This window comes from Pseudomonas sp. rhizo66 (assembly GCF_031931925.1).
Lineage (GTDB): Bacteria > Pseudomonadota > Gammaproteobacteria > Pseudomonadales > Pseudomonadaceae > Aquipseudomonas.
The window spans coordinates 55,317-71,337 of the sequence record NZ_JAUJWZ010000014.1; the positions used below are offsets into that span (position 1 = coordinate 55,317).

At 57.8% G+C, this 16,021-nt stretch carries 17 protein-coding genes; 12 read left to right on the forward strand and 5 right to left on the reverse strand.

Features of this window, described 5'->3' with window-relative positions; genetic code table 11:
* Nucleotides 1-99: 99 nt before the first annotated feature.
* The 3 genes from QZR14_RS17420 to QZR14_RS17430 are packed head-to-tail and all read right to left on the reverse strand — an operon-like array spanning nt 100 to nt 3,687.
* Nucleotides 100-684 (reverse strand): cob(I)yrinic acid a,c-diamide adenosyltransferase, encoded by a 585-nt coding sequence (locus QZR14_RS17420; RefSeq protein ID WP_311997232.1) that lies wholly within the window; start codon nt 682-684, stop codon nt 100-102.
* Nucleotides 685-687: 3 nt separating this feature from the next.
* Entirely contained in the window at nt 688-2,724 is a 2,037-nt protein-coding gene (locus QZR14_RS17425; RefSeq protein ID WP_311997233.1) for a sensor histidine kinase, read from the reverse strand.
* 45 nt (nt 2,725-2,769) lie between these two features.
* On the reverse strand, nt 2,770-3,687 hold the full coding sequence (locus tag QZR14_RS17430) for a putative 2-dehydropantoate 2-reductase (protein WP_311997234.1): 918 nt from the start codon (nt 3,685-3,687) through the stop codon (nt 2,770-2,772).
* A gap of 140 nt (nt 3,688-3,827) precedes the next feature.
* Here QZR14_RS17430 and QZR14_RS17435 point away from each other — a divergent pair, with 140 nt between their 5' ends.
* Together QZR14_RS17435 and QZR14_RS17440 are read left to right on the forward strand one after the other, a co-directional pair.
* Nucleotides 3,828-4,313 (forward strand): YajQ family cyclic di-GMP-binding protein, encoded by a 486-nt coding sequence (locus tag QZR14_RS17435; protein ID WP_250607538.1) that lies wholly within the window; start codon nt 3,828-3,830, stop codon nt 4,311-4,313.
* Between the two features lie 181 nt (nt 4,314-4,494).
* Nucleotides 4,495-5,337: a mechanosensitive ion channel family protein gene (locus QZR14_RS17440; protein ID WP_250607536.1), complete on the forward strand. Its 843-nt coding sequence runs from the start codon at nt 4,495-4,497 to the stop codon at nt 5,335-5,337.
* Nucleotides 5,338-5,455: 118 nt separating this feature from the next.
* Here QZR14_RS17440 and QZR14_RS17445 read toward each other — a convergent pair whose 3' ends face one another.
* Nucleotides 5,456-6,820 carry an OprD family porin gene (locus tag QZR14_RS17445; protein ID WP_311997236.1) on the reverse strand — a complete coding sequence of 455 codons (1,365 nt, stop codon included), beginning with the start codon at nt 6,818-6,820 and terminating at the stop codon, nt 5,456-5,458.
* Between the two features lie 895 nt (nt 6,821-7,715).
* Here QZR14_RS17445 and QZR14_RS17450 point away from each other — a divergent pair.
* Both QZR14_RS17450 and QZR14_RS17455 read left to right on the forward strand, forming a co-directional pair.
* Nucleotides 7,716-8,141 (forward strand): HIT domain-containing protein, encoded by a 426-nt coding sequence (locus QZR14_RS17450; RefSeq protein WP_311997298.1) that lies wholly within the window; start codon nt 7,716-7,718, stop codon nt 8,139-8,141.
* A gap of 3 nt (nt 8,142-8,144) precedes the next feature.
* Nucleotides 8,145-8,351, forward strand: a complete 207-nt coding sequence (locus QZR14_RS17455) for a SlyX family protein (protein WP_007912748.1) — start codon at nt 8,145-8,147, stop codon at nt 8,349-8,351.
* A gap of 71 nt (nt 8,352-8,422) precedes the next feature.
* Here QZR14_RS17455 and QZR14_RS17460 read toward each other — a convergent pair whose 3' ends face one another.
* Nucleotides 8,423-9,025 carry a cold-shock protein gene (locus QZR14_RS17460; RefSeq protein WP_123453614.1) on the reverse strand — a complete coding sequence of 201 codons (603 nt, stop codon included), beginning with the start codon at nt 9,023-9,025 and terminating at the stop codon, nt 8,423-8,425.
* 312 nt (nt 9,026-9,337) lie between these two features.
* Between QZR14_RS17460 and QZR14_RS17465 the strand changes: the two genes are divergently transcribed.
* The 8 genes from QZR14_RS17465 (at nt 9,338) to ruvB (ending at nt 15,904) form a co-directional block, all read left to right on the forward strand.
* The gene (locus tag QZR14_RS17465; protein WP_250607532.1) at nt 9,338-9,808 is read left to right on the forward strand and encodes a Dps family protein; all 471 of its coding nucleotides are present in this window, start codon (nt 9,338-9,340) and stop codon (nt 9,806-9,808) included.
* 185 nt (nt 9,809-9,993) lie between these two features.
* Nucleotides 9,994-10,332, forward strand: coding sequence for a ribbon-helix-helix domain-containing protein (locus QZR14_RS17470; RefSeq protein WP_250607530.1), 339 nt, complete (start codon nt 9,994-9,996; stop codon nt 10,330-10,332).
* 132 nt (nt 10,333-10,464) lie between these two features.
* Nucleotides 10,465-10,686 carry an FmdB family zinc ribbon protein gene (locus QZR14_RS17475; RefSeq protein ID WP_250607528.1) on the forward strand — a complete coding sequence of 74 codons (222 nt, stop codon included), beginning with the start codon at nt 10,465-10,467 and terminating at the stop codon, nt 10,684-10,686.
* 99 nt (nt 10,687-10,785) lie between these two features.
* Nucleotides 10,786-12,561 carry an aspartate--tRNA ligase gene (gene aspS, locus QZR14_RS17480; protein ID WP_093430490.1) on the forward strand — a complete coding sequence of 592 codons (1,776 nt, stop codon included), beginning with the start codon at nt 10,786-10,788 and terminating at the stop codon, nt 12,559-12,561.
* 128 nt (nt 12,562-12,689) lie between these two features.
* The gene (locus QZR14_RS17485) at nt 12,690-13,436 is read left to right on the forward strand and encodes a YebC/PmpR family DNA-binding transcriptional regulator (protein ID WP_250607526.1); all 747 of its coding nucleotides are present in this window, start codon (nt 12,690-12,692) and stop codon (nt 13,434-13,436) included.
* Between the two features lie 155 nt (nt 13,437-13,591).
* Nucleotides 13,592-14,119 (forward strand): crossover junction endodeoxyribonuclease RuvC, encoded by a 528-nt coding sequence (gene ruvC, locus QZR14_RS17490; protein ID WP_122507705.1) that lies wholly within the window; start codon nt 13,592-13,594, stop codon nt 14,117-14,119.
* Between the two features lie 114 nt (nt 14,120-14,233).
* Nucleotides 14,234-14,842: a Holliday junction branch migration protein RuvA gene (gene ruvA, locus QZR14_RS17495; protein WP_003227522.1), complete on the forward strand. Its 609-nt coding sequence runs from the start codon at nt 14,234-14,236 to the stop codon at nt 14,840-14,842.
* Complete coding sequence (gene ruvB / locus QZR14_RS17500; protein ID WP_016983825.1) at nt 14,843-15,904, forward strand: Holliday junction branch migration DNA helicase RuvB; 1,062 nt, start codon at nt 14,843-14,845, stop codon at nt 15,902-15,904.
* Nucleotides 15,905-16,021: the final 117 nt, after the last annotated feature.

The following is a 16,021-nucleotide window of genomic DNA, read 5'->3' on the forward strand; positions in this document are numbered from 1 at the left end:
CAAGCCAGCTCCCACAGGTTTTAGTGTCGTTCACACATGTTGTGTACACCATGAAACCCTGTGGGAGCTGGCTTGCCAGCGATGGCGGCCTGTCAGGCGCTACTGCTCTGCGGGCTTGGCCGCCGGTTGCCACAGAATCTCCGCAACCCCCTGCCGCCGCGCAATCAACCGCGCCGCCACAAACAGCAAATCCGACAACCGATTGATATACGCCAGCCCTGCCCCGGCCAACGGCTCCAGCGCATTCAAATGCTGACAACGACGCTCGGCACTGCGCGCCAGACTGCGGCATACATGCGCCTGGGCAATCAGCATCGAGCCACCGGGCAGAATGAAGTTCTCCAGCGGCCCCAACTCCTCATTCCACACATCAATTGCCGTTTCCAGGCGCTCGATTTCCACCGCATTCAACGCCTGATATTCCGGCATTGCCAGCTCACCACCCAGGTCGAACAGCCGATGCTGACAAGGCGCCAACACCTCGATCAGTTCATTCAGCCCCGGAAACGTTTCGCGTTCGGCCAGCAACCCGGCCAGTAGCACGCCGACCTGACTGTTCAGCGTGTCGACCTCGCCAATGGCCTCGATGCGCGGGTGGTCCTTGGGTACGCGGCGGCCGTCGCCCAGGCCGGTTTCGCCTTGGTCACCGGTGCGGGTGTAGATTTTCGACAGGCGGAAGCCCATGGGTTACCTCGATAATGGATTGGTTTCTGCAGCAATAGGCTGGGGTTGCGTCAGCGGCAGGCGCAAGGTGAAACACGTACCCTGGCCCGGTGCTGACTGCACCTCCATCTGCCCTTTGTGATTGTTGGTAATGATGAAGTACGACACCGACAAGCCCAGCCCGGTGCCCTGGCCGATTTCCTTGGTGGTGAAGAACGGCTCGAAGGTGCGCTTGCGCACGCTCTCGCTCATGCCGATGCCGTTGTCCTCGACCTGAATTTCGGCCCACGGCGGATTGAGCCTGGTGCGTAGGATGATCCGTCCGGGTTCGCTGTCGTCTTCACGCTGATGGATGGCCTGTGCGGCGTTTTTCAACAGGTTGAGCAGCACCTGCTCGAGTTCGTTGGCGGTGCCGGGCACCGGGCCGAGCGCAGGATCGAACTGGCGGATGATCGCCTGGCCCTTGAAGTCGAAGCCGATGGCCAGGTCGAAGTCGTTGCCGGCGATTTCCACCGCTTGATCGATCAGTGCCGGCAAGTCGCACGGCGCCATTTGCCGGGTGCTGCGGCGGCTGAAGCTGAGCATGTGGGTGACGATTTTCGCTGCGCGGGCGCCGGCCTGTTGAATGCCATCCAGCAACTGCGGCACTTCGCGGCCCTGCAGGTAGCGGTTGACCGTGTCTAGGTCGATGCCCAACTGCTCGGCGGTTTCGAGATTTTTCGGCAGGTCGGCAGACAGGCGTCGGCGGATGTTCTGCACGTTGTGCAGGATCGCACCCAGCGGATTGTTGATCTCGTGGGCCATGCCGGCGGCGAGGCCGCCGACCGAGAGCATTTTTTCCGACTGCACCATCATTTCTTCCAGCGACAGGCGCTGGGTGATGTCGTCGATGCGGATTACCACGCCACGTCCGGCGCCGCCCATCAACGGGTAGAACGTCAGCGCGTAATGCTTGGGCTCCTCATCCTTGAACCACGTTACCCGCTCGATTTTTGCCACCGTATGCTGTTCAACGGTCTGCTTGAGTTGCGGCAGAAACGGCTTGAGCGGTTCGAAGGCGAGGAAGATCGGCTGGTTCAGTGCTTCGTCCAGTCGCGTGCCGGAGAGGGCGCTGGCCTCCTGATTCCACTGAGTGACATAAAGCTGCTCGTCGAGGGCGATCAGCGCCGAGGGCATCGAGTCGATGATGCTGTTGAGGTAGTTCTGGAAACCGGTGAGCTTCTTTTCGATCTTGCTGCGCACCTGGACTTCCAGTTCCAGTTTGCGGTTGGTGTGGCGGGTTTCTTCAGCCAGGCCCTGAGCCTGATCGTAAGCCGCTTGCGAATCATCGCGGGCGCGTTTGAGCTGCTGTTCGCGGGCTTCAATGCGCGAGAGCATGGTGTTGAACGCCTCGGCGAGGCTGCCGATTTCGTCATGATTACCGCGTGAGGCGCGCAGGGCGTAGTTCTCTTCGCGGGTCACCTGGCGAGACAGCTCTTCCAACTGATGAATCGGTCGGGTGATCAGGCGTTTGATCTGCCGGGCAATCACCAGCCACAGCAGCACGCTGAAAATCAGGATGCCGAGGCTCGCGGTCAGCGTGCCGGTGTAGAACGCCATCGGCAGCTCGCTGCTGGCTACCAGCAACAGGTGCCCTGGCGCGGTGCCGGGGCGGGGCAGGGTGATCAACTGGTTGCTGCGAAACTCGGTCAGTTGCCACGCTTCGATGTGCCGATAGCGTTCCGGCAGGTTGAGTTTGTCGCCGCGCTGCACTTGCGCCAAGCGTTCGCCCTTGCCGTCATACAGCGCGGCGGCGCGCAGCGGTGAGTAACTGTCGAGTTCTTTGAGCAGACGCTCGGCGCTTTGCGGCGATTGCAGGGCTTCGCTGACCAGGCTCGGGTTGGAAATCAGTCGGCCGATGGTCTGCAAAGCCTGCGGCGCCATACTTTCCTGGGATATGTAATAGGCGGCGCTGATAAAGGTCAGGTTGGCGACCAGCAGAACAGTGGTCAACAGCACCAACAGGGCGGCCAGCAGTTTCTGGCCGACCGGCAGGTTTTCGAGACGCTGGCGCAATGGCATCAGGTTTATCGCAACGAAGGAACAAGTGGCCAGCGTAGCCGCTGCTCAGTCGCTGGGCAATCCAAGGCTGTGCAGATGAGCGACCAGTCGTTGCTGCAATTGATTGAGGTGCGGCAGGTTCAACTGATGGCGCGTGGCGACTTTGCAGGCGTGGCCTAATAAATAGCTGATTTCGGTACGGCGCCGGTTGGCGACGTCCTGATACATCGACGAATAATTGGCCGCCGTGGCGTGGATCACCCGTTCGACTTCCTGTTGCAGATTGTCGGCGGCGGCGGGTTGGCCGCAACGCTCGAGTAACTCAGCCAGCTCAGCGCACAGGGTGGCGACTTCGCAGTGATGTGCCTGCAATCCGCCGTTTCGGCAGTTATGCAGTACCGTCAACGGATTGATCGCACAGTTGAGCGCCAGTTTGCGCCACAACCGCGTAAGGATATCGGTGCTCCATTCGTGGGGGATCTTTGCCGCGTCCAGATCGTCCAGCCAGATCGGCGCGACCGGATGGCCAGCGTCGCCCAGCCAAGTAAATCCGTGACCGGCGAACACCACACGCCAGTCGCCATCGCGAAACGCACCTTCGGTGCTAGAGGCGCTGATGCAGCGCGCCTGTGGCACCCGCGTGGCCACGGCATCCTGACTGCCGAGGCCGTTTTGCAGAAGGATCAGTTCGGCGTCCGCTGTCAGCCGTGGGGCGAGGCGGGCGACGGCACTTTCGGCGTCGTAGGCCTTGCACGCAACCAGCAAGCGGCGAATTGGCTCGGGGCTGTCGGGTGTTTCCCCGGGCACGGCATAGGTGCTGGCCTGACCTTGTTCGACCAGCGTCAATCCGCCCACGGTTTCGTAGCTGCGCAAGCGCTCGGCATCACGCACGATCAGCCGGACCGGCAGGCCGGCCCGGGCCAGACGGGTGGCCCACAGCGTGCCGAGGCTGCCGGCACCCAATACATGCCAGGTGGTGGCCATCAGTTTTTTGCTCGATTGCGTACAGGCATGTGCGGCTCGCCGTGTCGGTGGGAAAAGACCCGTTATAATGAGCCCGATTTTAACCGCAAGCCAAGCGCGCTCCATCCACATCGAGCGCGCCTTTTTATTGGAGAGATTACATGCCGTCGTTCGACGTGGTATCCGAACTGGACAAACACGAACTCACCAACGCGGTCGAGAACGCCGTGAAGGAACTCGATCGTCGTTATGACCTGAAAGGCAAAGGCAGCTTCGAGTTCAAGGAAAAAGACCTCACCGTCAGCCTGACCGCTGAAGCCGGGTTCCAGCTGGAAGCGATGATCGAAATCCTCAAGCTGGCGCTGGTCAAGCGCAAGATCGACGTGCAGTGCCTTGAGGTCAAGGACGCTTACGCATCGGGCAAACTGATGAAGCAGGACGCCGTGCTCAAGGAAGGCATCGACAAGGAACTGGCGAAGAAGATCGTCGGCCACATCAAGGAAGCCAAGTTGAAAGTGCAGGCTGCCATTCAAGGCGAGCAAGTGCGCGTCACCGGCAAAAAGCGTGATGACCTGCAAGAGGCCATCGCGGCCCTGCGGGCCAAGGAATTCGGCATGCCTCTGCAGTTCAACAACTTCCGCGACTAAGCTCGGTCAGATGATCTGTGGGAGCGAGCCTGCTCGCGAAGGCTGTATGTCATTCAATAATGAGTTGACTGACACACCGTCTTCGCGAGCAGGCTCGCTCCCACATTGTTTTGTGTACACCCGGCGGTTTTCTGCCGCTTATTTTTCGCGTGCCGAATGGCCGGAAATCAGGAGATAGAACATGGATTTGAATGCTGAGGTGGACAACCTGGTCAAGGCATCCCAGGCGTGGATTCCGATGATCATGGAATACGGCAGCCGCGTTTTGCTGGCGGTCATTACCCTGGCCATCGGCTGGTGGCTGATCAACAAGGTCACGCAAAAACTCGGCGGTCTGCTGGCCCTGCGTAATGCCGATCTGGCGCTGCAAGGCTTTATCAGCAGCCTGGCGAACATCATTCTCAAAGTGCTGCTGATTGTCAGCGTCGCGTCGATGATCGGTGTTGAAACCACGTCCTTCGTTGCCGCGATCGGTGCGGCCGGTCTGGCGATCGGTCTGGCCTTGCAGGGCAGCCTGGCGAACTTCGCTGGCGGCGTGCTGATTCTGCTGTTCCGTCCGTTCCGTATCGGTGACTGGATCGAGGCGCAAGGCGTGTCGGGTACGGTAGATAGCATCCAGATTTTCCACACCGTGCTGCGTACCGGTGACAACAAAACCATCATCGTGCCGAACGGCAACCTGTCGAACGGGATCATCACCAACACCAATCGTCAGCCGACTCGCAAAGTCGTGTTTGATGTAGGTGTTGATTACGAAGCCGATCTGCAAAAGGCCCGTCAGGTGCTGCTGGATCTGGCCAAGGATGAGCGCGTGTTGCAGGATCCTGCACCGCAAGCCGTGATTTCGACCCTGGGTGACAGTTCGATCACTGTTTCCCTGCGTGTGTGGGTTAAAACTGCAGACTATTGGGACGTGATGTTCATGTTTAACGAACAGTCGCGAGACCGTTTAAAAGCTGCCGGCATTGATATTCCTTTTCCGCAACGCGTGATTCGTGTGGTGCAGGAATCGGCAACACAATGATAGGTTGCTAATTAATTGCCTGACTTGTCGGTCAGGCAACTATTACAAGTGACCGGCAATAAAAAAGGCCCATCGCAAGATGGGCCTTTTTTTATGCTTCCAAACTAACCACTGACAATTACAAGATGTTCAGTGGGTATTCGGTGATCAGACGGAACTCTTTGACGTCGCCTTCGCCTTGGTCGGAGTTGGCAGTGTGCCAAGCTTGACGAATGCGGAAAGACAGATCTTTCGCCGGGCCAGACTGAACAACATACTTGGCTTCGAAGTTGGTTTCGTGGTGTTTGCCGTCTTCACCGTACAGCGGAGCGCCAGTGCTGGTGCGGTATTGGCTGTTTGCAGCCAGACCGGTACCGTCAATGTCCCAACCTTTAACGTAACGAACCATGAAGCTTAGGCCTGGAACGCCGTACTCGGCCATTTTCAGGTCGTAGCGAGCCTGAACAGATTTCTCGCCAGGACCGTTGAAGTCAGAGTACTGGATGGAGTTGGCGAGGAAGATCGAGTCGCCACCACGGTTGTTTTTACCCACACCGACGTAGTCGAACGGGGTATCGCCGTTGACCTTCTGGAAGGCCAGGGTGAAGGTGTGTGCTTTCAGGAACGACAGCGCGGTTGCCAGGGAGAAGGCAGTGTTGCTGATGTCACCCGCCAGCTTGTCACCGGTGTCGGTGGTGCGGTAGATGTTGAAGTCAGTGTTCAGCGAAGTGTCGCCACCGAATGGAGTGGTGAGGTTCACGTTGGCGTAGTACTGGTTCCAGATGTCTTCCAGCTTGGCGCCGTAGAGCGATGCGCTCAGGTTTTCGGTGATGCCGTATTTGCCACCGAAATAGTCGATGGTCTTGGCTTCCTGGCCTGCGTAGTTAGCGTACAGGCCGCCATCACGGGCGTTTTTGTCCTGGCTGGTCGCCGAGTAGAAGTGACCGGCTTCGAGGTCAAGGTCTTTGACTTCGCTGCTCTGCAGCTGGAAGCCGCTGGCAGATTGAGGAATGACGCGGGAACCACCGACAGCGAACACTGGAGCTGTGCTTGGCTGTTGGTCACCGATTTTCAGTTCGGTTTTGGAGATGCGGAATTTAACGGCAGCACCGGCTTTACCTTGGCTGTCGTTAACGTCGTGAGCATAGCCGTTAGCCTTCAGAGTGTCGCTACGGCTCATGTTGCCAGTGCCGGAAGTGCCGTCACCGCCATCCAGTTTGATCGCCAGGTAACCGAATGCATCGATACCTACACCGACAGTACCTTGGGTGTAACCGGAGGTGAAATTACCCAGAAAGCCTTGGGTCCAGTCTTTCTGATCATGGCCACCGTCTTTGTTGTCACGGTTGAAGTAGTAGTTCTTCAACGTCTCGGTGAGTTTCGCGTCTTCAACAAAACCTTTGGCTTCAGCCTGGTCACTTACAAACGGGGCGGCCGTAGCCACTTGAGTACCGGCGGCTGCAGCAACTGCCAGTGCGATCATGCTCCACTTCATCACGCGCATCGTGATTTGCTCCTTTGGTTTTAGAAGAGTACTGCCGTCCCACCTGTTTTATTATCTGGGCGGCTCTTTCTTTTTGTGTCGGCGCAAACTTATATCACGCCGACAATGTTGGCGATACTTGCTGATCCAACCTTTCAGCATCTTTACGACAGTGTCGCAAATGGCGTGGTGGATGTCGCAAATTCACAGTACCGACGCAGCCGGACTGACAACTTTCTCGCTGTTTATGGGCCTTTTTGCATCGGTAAAAAAGAGTCCCTGGCAAAACACTTGAATCTCCATCGGGCAACCCTGCCACTGTTTTTATGGGGCTTAAGGCATCCACTTCCAGTGGTACGCTTATAGTCCATATGTGTACGAATGCAACAAGCGTGCACAAACCGCAATTTCGCTACGGTTATTTTTCTGAGCACCTGCCTGCACTTGTGAAAACCTCATGAAAGCGGGGCTTCAAGCCTGATTTTTTCTGTGCTTGACGCCATTCCTCCTATGGTGTTGCCACGCCTGGAAACGCGCGTGACAACCAAAAACGTTACCGGTTCACCCCGACAGTGAGTATTTGGCGGATGCCCGACGCAGTGAGCGTAGACGCACTGTGCGGTTTTGGTGCAAAAAAATTTACAGCTGTTCTGAATTCATACAGTTTGCAGAAGGCCTGACGCTGCACGTCGCGGCCGATTCCGGTCGATTTTACGGTTTGAGCTTGGATGTTGGTTCCGTACTGGTGCGTCCTGCTCACAAATGTCACATCTCGGGGCGTTGGCAGGGCGACGAGGTTCACCGTCGTCGTGAAGGCTGGCGCATTCGCAGGTATGCTGCGGTCCTGTCGCTTGGTGCGCTGTCTCTAAGGATCGCCGCTAAGCTGAATAATGAAGACCAGCCGGGAGTGCGCGCAGTGTTTGCTTTAGATTCACGACTTCAACAGGACACGCTGACGATCGGTGATTTCCCTCTCTGCCGACTGCTGTTGTCCAATGATGCCAATTACCCTTGGTTCATTCTGGTGCCTCGTCGCGACGATATCAGTGAGTTGTTTCAGTTGGATGTCGCCGATCAGCAACAGTTTTGGCTTGAAACCACCGCGCTGGCTGAGCTGCTCAAGGATCTGTTCGATGCTGACAAAATGAACGTCGCAACCCTGGGTAACGTTGTAAGCCAGATGCATATGCATGTGATTGTGCGCAAACTCGATGACGCAGCCTGGCCGGCGCCGGTCTGGGGCAAGCTCCCGGCCAAGCCTTACAATGCCGAGCAAGTAGAGGCCATTCGCGCAAAGTTGCGTCTGGTGTTGACCGAAGACTTTACGTTTCTGGAGGGCTGATTCATGAGCCTGGAAGACCGCGTTACCGATCTGGAAAGTCGTCTGGCATTTCAGGATGACACTATTCAGGCATTGAACGACGTGTTGGTCGCTCAGCAGCGCGTGGTCGAACGCCTGCAATTGCAAATGGCAGCAATGCTCAAGCGTCAGGAAGAGATGGTCGGCCAGTTCGAGTCCTTTGAGGATGAGGCGCCACCGCCGCACTACTGAGGCGGGCACTTTTCATCAGGCGTAAAAAAACCGCGAACAGCATGCTGCTCGCGGTTTTTTATTGCCTTGGATCAGCGTCGCGGCAGCGCGGCGATCACGTCCTCGGCTTGCAGGCCCTTGTCCCGGTTCATCACCGAGAACTCCACGCGCTGGCCTTCGACCAGTACGCGGTGCCCTTCGCCACGGATCGCGCGAAAGTGCACGAAAATATCATCGCCGGAATCCCGGGAGATAAAGCCGAAGCCTTTGGAGGTGTTGAACCACTTGACGGTACCGGTATCACGATTGGTCATGTCATAGGTGGTTGGAGCAGCCGCCGGTGAAGAACGATAGAAGCTGACTGCCAGGTGCAGGACCACGGCAACCAGCGCGATCACCAGGGTGAACAGCACGGCTGGCTGACCGGCGATGACGGGCATCGGGGCGATCAGGGTCAAGGTTTGCAGGACGACGGTCAGTACCAGAAGCGCACTGACCAGGTTTTGCAGATGCTGACGAGGGCCTTTGTTCCAGAAAGGAATCACTGGAGCAATCACCAGGTTAAGCAGGCCGAAAAAGGCCAGGTAAAGAGCATCGGGTTGTTGCAGGTAGGGAACGGCTTCGGATTTCAAGCTGGGTATGAACGACAGCAGCAGTGCCGCTGCGCCCATTAGCAGGTGGACGATTTTCAACATTTTGATTGGCTCACGTTTATGACGGCTCACAAGGAAGAGCTGAAGGCGCACGGTTCGCTTCGGAACAAAATAAGAGGCGGTGGACACGTTCACGGCATCAGCCTATGCGCAACGCCCCGAAAAATGGGGCATGGCGACACACTGCCTATTTAACAGCAAAGCCTGCGGCTACTCAAATCAGCCCGGCCAGCGGCATCGTGTCGGTCGATTTGTCGCAGCGTATGCAGCCAATCAGGGCTGCGAGGTCTCGGTTGCCTTGCTAGAGTGGTTCTGCACCTGTTGGATGAATTCAATCGCCGTTAGGGGGTAAACATGGCAATCGATATCGGTATCAGTGAAGAAGATCGCAAATCCATCGTCGAAGGCTTGTCGCGTCTGCTGTCGGACACCTACGTGCTGTATCTGAAAACCCACAACTTCCACTGGAACGTCACCGGCCCGATGTTTCGTACCCTGCACTTGATGTTCGAAGAGCAATACAACGAACTCGCGCTGGCGGTGGATCTGATCGCTGAACGTATTCGCGCGTTGGGTTTCCCGGCACCGGGCGCCTATGCCACTTACGCACGTCTTTCTTCTATCAAGGAGGAGGAGGGGGTGCCGAGTGCCGAAGACATGATCAAACAATTGGTCGATGGTCAGGAAGCCGTGACCCGCACGGCGCGAGGCATCTTCCCGCTGCTCGACAAGGTCAGCGATGAGCCGACCGCAGACCTGCTGACCCAGCGCATGCAGGTTCACGAGAAAACCGCGTGGATGCTGCGCGCCCTGCTGCAAGCCTGATCATCCGGGTGCGCAGGCCGGCGTTCGAAGGCCTGCGCGCTGTCCGGGGTCTTACCTTTATCGTTGGCTTATCCTACGGGAACGGTCAATAAGTCGTCTGGCTATAACTTTGTGTCTGCGCTTTTATGAAAGCCACAGGATGTGACTTTTCAAACAAGCAGAGATGGCAAAGGAGTGTCACCGATATGGTAGAGGGAGACAGGCGAGGCGACAGGATTGTCGGCTTGCCACATGAATTGAAAGTTGATCCGTTCGTCAACGAATTCGATATGGCACTGGTTCAGCCATCGTCGCGATCCGTGCGTCTGAACGGTTATGCGACCTGCTTGCGGCTGGAGCGGGTCTACTGGAACATTCTCGGCAATATGGCGGCAGACAACTGCTGTTCGATCAGCTCGCTGTTGTCCCACGTCGACCGTGAAGTGCATCTGCGTCACGGCGGGGTGAGAAATTTCAGCGCGCTGGTGAGGGTGGTGTGCGTCATGAATGGCATCAAGCAAGCGACGTCTGCCGAATCGCCCTGAAACGGCAGTTGCAAACGAGGTCGCGGCCTGTGCAGTCTTACGGCTGCACAGGCCGCATTTAATCGATATAATCCCGCTCTTTCGCCGCAAAGCCTTGCACGCGGTGGCAATCTGATCGCCGAGACACCCCCCATGCCGATGTACGATTACCAATGTGCTTCCTGTGGTCATCAGTTGGAAGCCATCCAAAAGATCAGCGAGGCACCGCTGGTCGACTGCCCTGCCTGTCAGGCGCCAGAGCTCAAGAAACAGCTGTCGATGCCAGGCTTTCGCCTTAGTGGCGCTGGCTGGTACGAAACCGATTTCAAGACCGGGACCAAGAAGAATCTGGCCGGTGGCGACAAATCTGACTAGGGTTCAACCCCAGGTTGAACGACACGCGTGAGTTTCCGCATTGCTGGAAAGCAGCGGGATCTCCACCGAATATCGAATGACGAGAAGCGAACCATTATCATGATGCGCAGCCACTATTGCGGCCAACTGAACGAAAGCCTGGAAGGCCAGGAAATTACCCTTTGCGGATGGGTTCACCGTCGTCGCGACCACGGCGGGGTGATTTTCCTCGATATCCGTGATCGTGACGGTCTGGCCCAGGTGGTTTTCGATCCGGATCGCGCCGAGAGCTTCGCCGCCGCCGATCGCGTGCGCAGCGAGTACGTCGTGAAGATCACCGGCAAGGTTCGTCTGCGTCCGGCCGGTGCCACCAACGCCAACATGGCGTCGGGCATGATCGAAGTGCTGGGCTACGAACTGGAAGTGCTGAACGAGTCGGAAACCCCGCCGTTCCCGCTGAACGAGTTCTCCGACGTCGGCGAAGAAACCCGTCTGCGTTATCGCTTCCTTGATCTGCGTCGCCCGGAAATGGCCGAGAAGCTGCGTCTGCGTTCGCGCATGACCACCAGCATCCGTCGCTTCCTCGACGAGAACGGCTTCCTTGACGTCGAAACGCCGATCCTGACCCGTGCCACCCCTGAAGGCGCGCGTGACTATCTGGTGCCAAGCCGTACCCACGCCGGTTCGTTCTTCGCCTTGCCGCAATCGCCACAGCTGTTCAAGCAACTGCTGATGGTTGCCGGTTTTGACCGCTACTACCAGATCGCCAAGTGCTTCCGCGACGAAGACCTGCGCGCTGACCGTCAGCCTGAATTCACCCAGATCGACATCGAGACCAGCTTCCTCGATGAAAAAGAGATCATGGGTCTGACCGAAGAAATGATCCGCAACCTGTTCAAGGAAGTGCTGGGTCTGGAATTCGGCGATTTCCCGCACATGACCTTCGAAGAAGCTATGCGCCGTTACGGTTCCGACAAACCAGACCTGCGTAACCCGCTGGAACTGGTCGACGTTGCCGATCAACTGAAAGAAGTTGAATTCAAAGTATTCAGCGGCCCGGCCAACGATCCGAAATGCCGTATCGCTGCATTGCGCGTTCCTGGCGGGGCGAGCATGCCACGCAAGCAGATCGACGATTACACCAAGTTCGTCGGCATCTACGGTGCCAAGGGCCTGGCGTACATCAAGGTCAACGAGCGCGCTGCCGGTGTTGACGGTCTGCAATCGCCGATCGTGAAAAACATCCCTGAAGACAAGCTGAACGTGATCCTCGATCGCGTTGGCGCAGTCGATGGCGACATCGTGTTCTTCGGCGCCGACAAGGCCAAGATCGTCAGCGAAGCCTTGGGCGCACTGCGTATCAAGCTCGGTCACGACCTCAAGCTGCTGACCTGCGAGTGGGCGCCAATGTGGGTCGTCGACTTCCCGATGTTCGAAGAAAACGACGACGGCAGCTTCTCCGCGTTGCACCACCCGTTCACCGCGCCGAAATGCTCTCCTGAAGAATTGGAAGCCAACCCGGCTGGCGCTCTGTCGCGCGCCTACGACATGGTGTTGAACGGCACCGAGCTGGGTGGCGGTTCGATCCGTATCCACCGCAAGGAAATGCAGCAAGCGGTGTTCCGTCTGCTGGGTATCAATGAAGCGGAACAGGAAGAGAAGTTCGGCTTCCTGCTCGACGCGCTGAAGTACGGTGCGCCGCCGCACGGTGGTCTGGCCTTCGGTCTGGACCGTCTGGTGATGCTGATGACCGGCGCCCAGTCGATCCGTGAAGTGATTGCCTTCCCGAAAACCCAGAGTGCTGCCGACGTCATGACGCAAGCGCCGGGTGTGGTGGATGCCAAGGCATTGCGCGAGCTGCACATTCGTTTGCGCGAAACGCCAAAGGCTGAGTAAGACGGGCCTGAAGGCGCATCTTCGGATGCGCCTTTTTTCTTTCTATAGAGAGCAGGTCGAGATTTTTTGTTGGCTGGCCGCTGCATGAGCAGGGCGGGCAACGTTTCAAAGAGAATTCGGAGCGAGTTATGGCAGGTCATTCCAAGTGGGCGAACATCAAGCACCGCAAAGAACGTCAGGATGCCAAGAGAGGCAAGATCTTCACCAAGTGGATCCGCGAACTGACCGTTGCGGCCCGTCAGGGCGGCGGTGATCCGGGTTCCAACCCGCGTCTGCGTCTGGCCCTGGACAAGGCGCTGAGCGCGAACATGAGCCGTGACATCATCGACCGTGCCGTTGCGCGCGGCGCCGGTGCCACCGAAGCGGATAACGTTGAAGAGCTGACCTACGAAGGTTACGGCCCGGGCGGCGTGGCGGTGATGGTCGAGTGCATGACCGACAACCGCAACCGCACCGCAGCAGCCGTGCGCCATGCGTTCAGCAAGTGCGGTGGCAACCTCGGCACCGACGGTTCGGTGGCCTACCTGTTTGAGCGCAAAGGCCAGATCAGTTTCGCGCCGGGCGTCGATGAAGATGCCCTGACCGAAGCGGCACTGGAAGCCGATGCCGACGACGTGGTCAGCCACGAAGACGGCTCGATCGATGTGTTCACCTCGTTCACCGGTTTCTACGCCGTGCGCAACGCGCTGGAAGCCGCCGGATTCAAGGGCGATGACGCGGAAATCGTCATGCAGCCGACCACCAGCGCCGAACTGGATCTGGAAGGCGCGGAGAAGGTGCTCAAGCTGATCGACATGCTTGAGGATCTGGATGACGTGCAGAACGTGTATTCCAACGCGGATATTCCGGAAGACGTGGCCGCTCAGCTCGGTTGATGCAAATAGCAAGGTCGCAGTTTTTGCTGGCTCTACACTTCATCAGTAGGAGCTGCCGAAGGCTGCGATCTTTCTGTTTTTAAAGATCAAAAGATCGCAGCCTTCGTCAGCTCCTACATGTACCCTCGGCTTTCGCATCAATTTCTGCAGGCGTTATGACTTTAATTCTTGGTATCGACCCGGGTTCGCGCATTACCGGTTACGGGATTGTTCGTGATACCGGGCGTGGTGGCTGCATTTATGTGGCCTCGGGCTGCATCCGTACCGGTTCGGGCGAGTTGCATGAGCGTTTGCAAATTGTCTATCGCGGTGTACGCGAGATCATCCAGACGTATGGCCCGGTGACCATGGGCATCGAAAAAGTCTTTATGGCGAAAAACGCCGATTCGGCGCTGAAGCTGGGGCAAGCGCGCGGTGCAGCGATTGTCGCTGGCGCTGAGGAATGCCTGGAGATTGCCGAATACACCGCCACTCAGGTCAAGCAGGCCGTGGTCGGCACCGGCGCTGCAAATAAAGAGCAGGTGCAGATGATGGTCATGCACATGCTCAAGCTCACCAGCAAACCGCAAATCGATGCCTCGGACGCCCTGGCCATTGCCATTTGCCACGCACATACGCGCTCCAGTCTGCTGCCGCACGGTTTGGGAACGGCACGCAGTCGTGGCGGGCGCCTGCGTCTCTGATAGCATCAGCATCAATTTTCCTGAAAGCCGGTTTTTGCGCCTGGGTCGTCGGCCCGAAATCCGCCTTTCGACAGTCGCCAGCCCACGGCTGGCCAACGCTCAAGGATCTGAAACGTGATTGGACGCTTGCGCGGCACCCTGGCTGAAAAACAGCCGCCGCACCTGATTCTGGATGTAAACGGCCTCGGGTATGAGCTGGAAGTGCCCATGACCACGCTATATCGCCTGCCGTCGGTCGGTGAACCGCTGACCTTGCACACCCATTTGGTCGTACGCGAAGACGCGCAATTACTCTATGGTTTTGCCGGCAAGCGTGAGCGAGACTTTTTTCGCGAGTTGATCCGTCTCAACGGTGTCGGGCCAAAATTGGCCTTGGCTTTGATGTCGAGTCTTGAAGTCGACGAACTGATCCGCTGCGTGCAGTCTCAGGACACCTCGGCGTTGACCAAGGTGCCGGGCGTCGGCAAGAAAACCGCCGAGCGCCTGCTGGTCGAGCTCAAAGACCGCTTCAAGGCCTGGGAAACCTCGCCGGCGATGTTCGCGCTGGTCCCGAATCAGCCGGATGGTCCGGCGCCGGTCAACACCGCCGAGAACGATGCGGTCAGCGCGCTGATTTCCCTGGGTTACAAGCCGCAGGAAGCGAGCAAGGCAATTACCGCTATCAAGGACAAGAATTTGAGCAGTGAAGACCTGATCCGCCGTGCCCTGAAGGGAATGATTTAAGTGATTGAAGCTGATCGTCTGATCGCCGCCGCGCACAGTCCGCGCGAGCGCGAGGAAGTCCAGGACCGGGCCATTCGCCCGGTCAGTCTGGCCGACTACATCGGCCAGCCTACCGTGCGCGAGCAGATGGAGCTGTTTATCCAGGCCGCCCGTGGCCGTAGCGAATCCCTCGACCACACATTGATCTTCGGCCCGCCGGGTCTGGGCAAGACCACCCTGGCCAACATCATCGCCCAGGAAATGGGCGTATCGATCAAGAGTACGTCCGGTCCGGTGCTGGAACGTCCGGGGGATCTGGCGGCGTTGCTGACCAATCTTGAGCCGCACGATGTGTTGTTCATCGACGAAATTCATCGCCTGTCGCCGATTGTTGAAGAAGTGCTGTACCCGGCGATGGAGGATTTTCAGCTCGACATCATGATTGGTGAAGGGCCGGCCGCGCGTTCGATCAAGCTCGATCTGCCACCATTCACTCTGGTGGGCGCGACGACTCGCGCCGGCATGCTGACCAATCCGTTGCGTGACCGCTTCGGTATCGTCCAGCGTCTTGAGTTCTATAGCACGGCCGATCTGGCAACGATTGTCAGTCGTTCTGCAGCTATTCTCGGTCTGCCTCTGGACCCGGAAGGGTCGTTCGAAATTGCGCGCCGCGCCCGGGGTACACCGCGGATCGCCAACCGTTTGCTGCGCCGGGTGCGTGACTTCGCCGAGGTGCGCGCCAAGGGCCATATCACCAAAGCGGTGGCGGACCTGGCGCTGAACCTGCTGGATGTCGACGAACACGGTTTCGATCATCAGGACCGGCGTTTACTGCTGACCATGATCGAGAAGTTCGACGGCGGCCCGGTGGGTATCGACAGCCTCGCCGCTGCGATCAGTGAAGAGCGCCACACCATTGAGGATGTTCTGGAACCGTACCTGATCCAGCAGGGATACATCATGCGCACACCGCGGGGCAGGGTGGTGACGCGGCATGCGTACCTGCACTTCGGTTTAAACATCCCGTCACGAATGGGTGAAATGCCCGTGGCAGACGAGTTTCTCGATGCCGTGGACGATTGATACACATTTTTTGTCGATTTATTCAGGGTTTGTACGGTCATAGGACGGTACTTTTGCGGTAAAGCCCTGAAACCATGAAAAACAGTTGCCTGGCCGGATTGGCAACCTGAGGAGTAA

Excerpts from the sequence above, each read along its gene's own strand:
- QZR14_RS17440 (WP_250607536.1), top strand. The coding sequence starts at position 4,495 with ATGGATTTGAATGCTGAGGTGGACAACCTGGTCAAGGCATCCCAGGCG.
- QZR14_RS17425 (WP_311997233.1), bottom strand. The coding sequence starts at position 2,724 with ATGCCATTGCGCCAGCGTCTCGAAAACCTGCCGGTCGGCCAGAAACTG.
- QZR14_RS17420 (WP_311997232.1), bottom strand. The coding sequence starts at position 684 with ATGGGCTTCCGCCTGTCGAAAATCTACACCCGCACCGGTGACCAAGGC.
- QZR14_RS17470 (WP_250607530.1), top strand. The coding sequence starts at position 9,994 with ATGGTAGAGGGAGACAGGCGAGGCGACAGGATTGTCGGCTTGCCACAT.
- QZR14_RS17430 (WP_311997234.1), bottom strand. The coding sequence starts at position 3,687 with ATGGCCACCACCTGGCATGTATTGGGTGCCGGCAGCCTCGGCACGCTG.
- QZR14_RS17485 (WP_250607526.1), top strand. The coding sequence starts at position 12,690 with ATGGCAGGTCATTCCAAGTGGGCGAACATCAAGCACCGCAAAGAACGT.
- aspS (WP_093430490.1), top strand. The coding sequence starts at position 10,786 with ATGATGCGCAGCCACTATTGCGGCCAACTGAACGAAAGCCTGGAAGGC.
- QZR14_RS17465 (WP_250607532.1), top strand. The coding sequence starts at position 9,338 with ATGGCAATCGATATCGGTATCAGTGAAGAAGATCGCAAATCCATCGTC.
- QZR14_RS17460 (WP_123453614.1), bottom strand. The coding sequence starts at position 9,025 with ATGTTGAAAATCGTCCACCTGCTAATGGGCGCAGCGGCACTGCTGCTG.
- ruvC (WP_122507705.1), top strand. The coding sequence starts at position 13,592 with ATGACTTTAATTCTTGGTATCGACCCGGGTTCGCGCATTACCGGTTAC.
- QZR14_RS17455 (WP_007912748.1), top strand. The coding sequence starts at position 8,145 with ATGAGCCTGGAAGACCGCGTTACCGATCTGGAAAGTCGTCTGGCATTT.
- QZR14_RS17435 (WP_250607538.1), top strand. The coding sequence starts at position 3,828 with ATGCCGTCGTTCGACGTGGTATCCGAACTGGACAAACACGAACTCACC.
- QZR14_RS17445 (WP_311997236.1), bottom strand. The coding sequence starts at position 6,820 with ATGCGCGTGATGAAGTGGAGCATGATCGCACTGGCAGTTGCTGCAGCC.
- QZR14_RS17475 (WP_250607528.1), top strand. The coding sequence starts at position 10,465 with ATGCCGATGTACGATTACCAATGTGCTTCCTGTGGTCATCAGTTGGAA.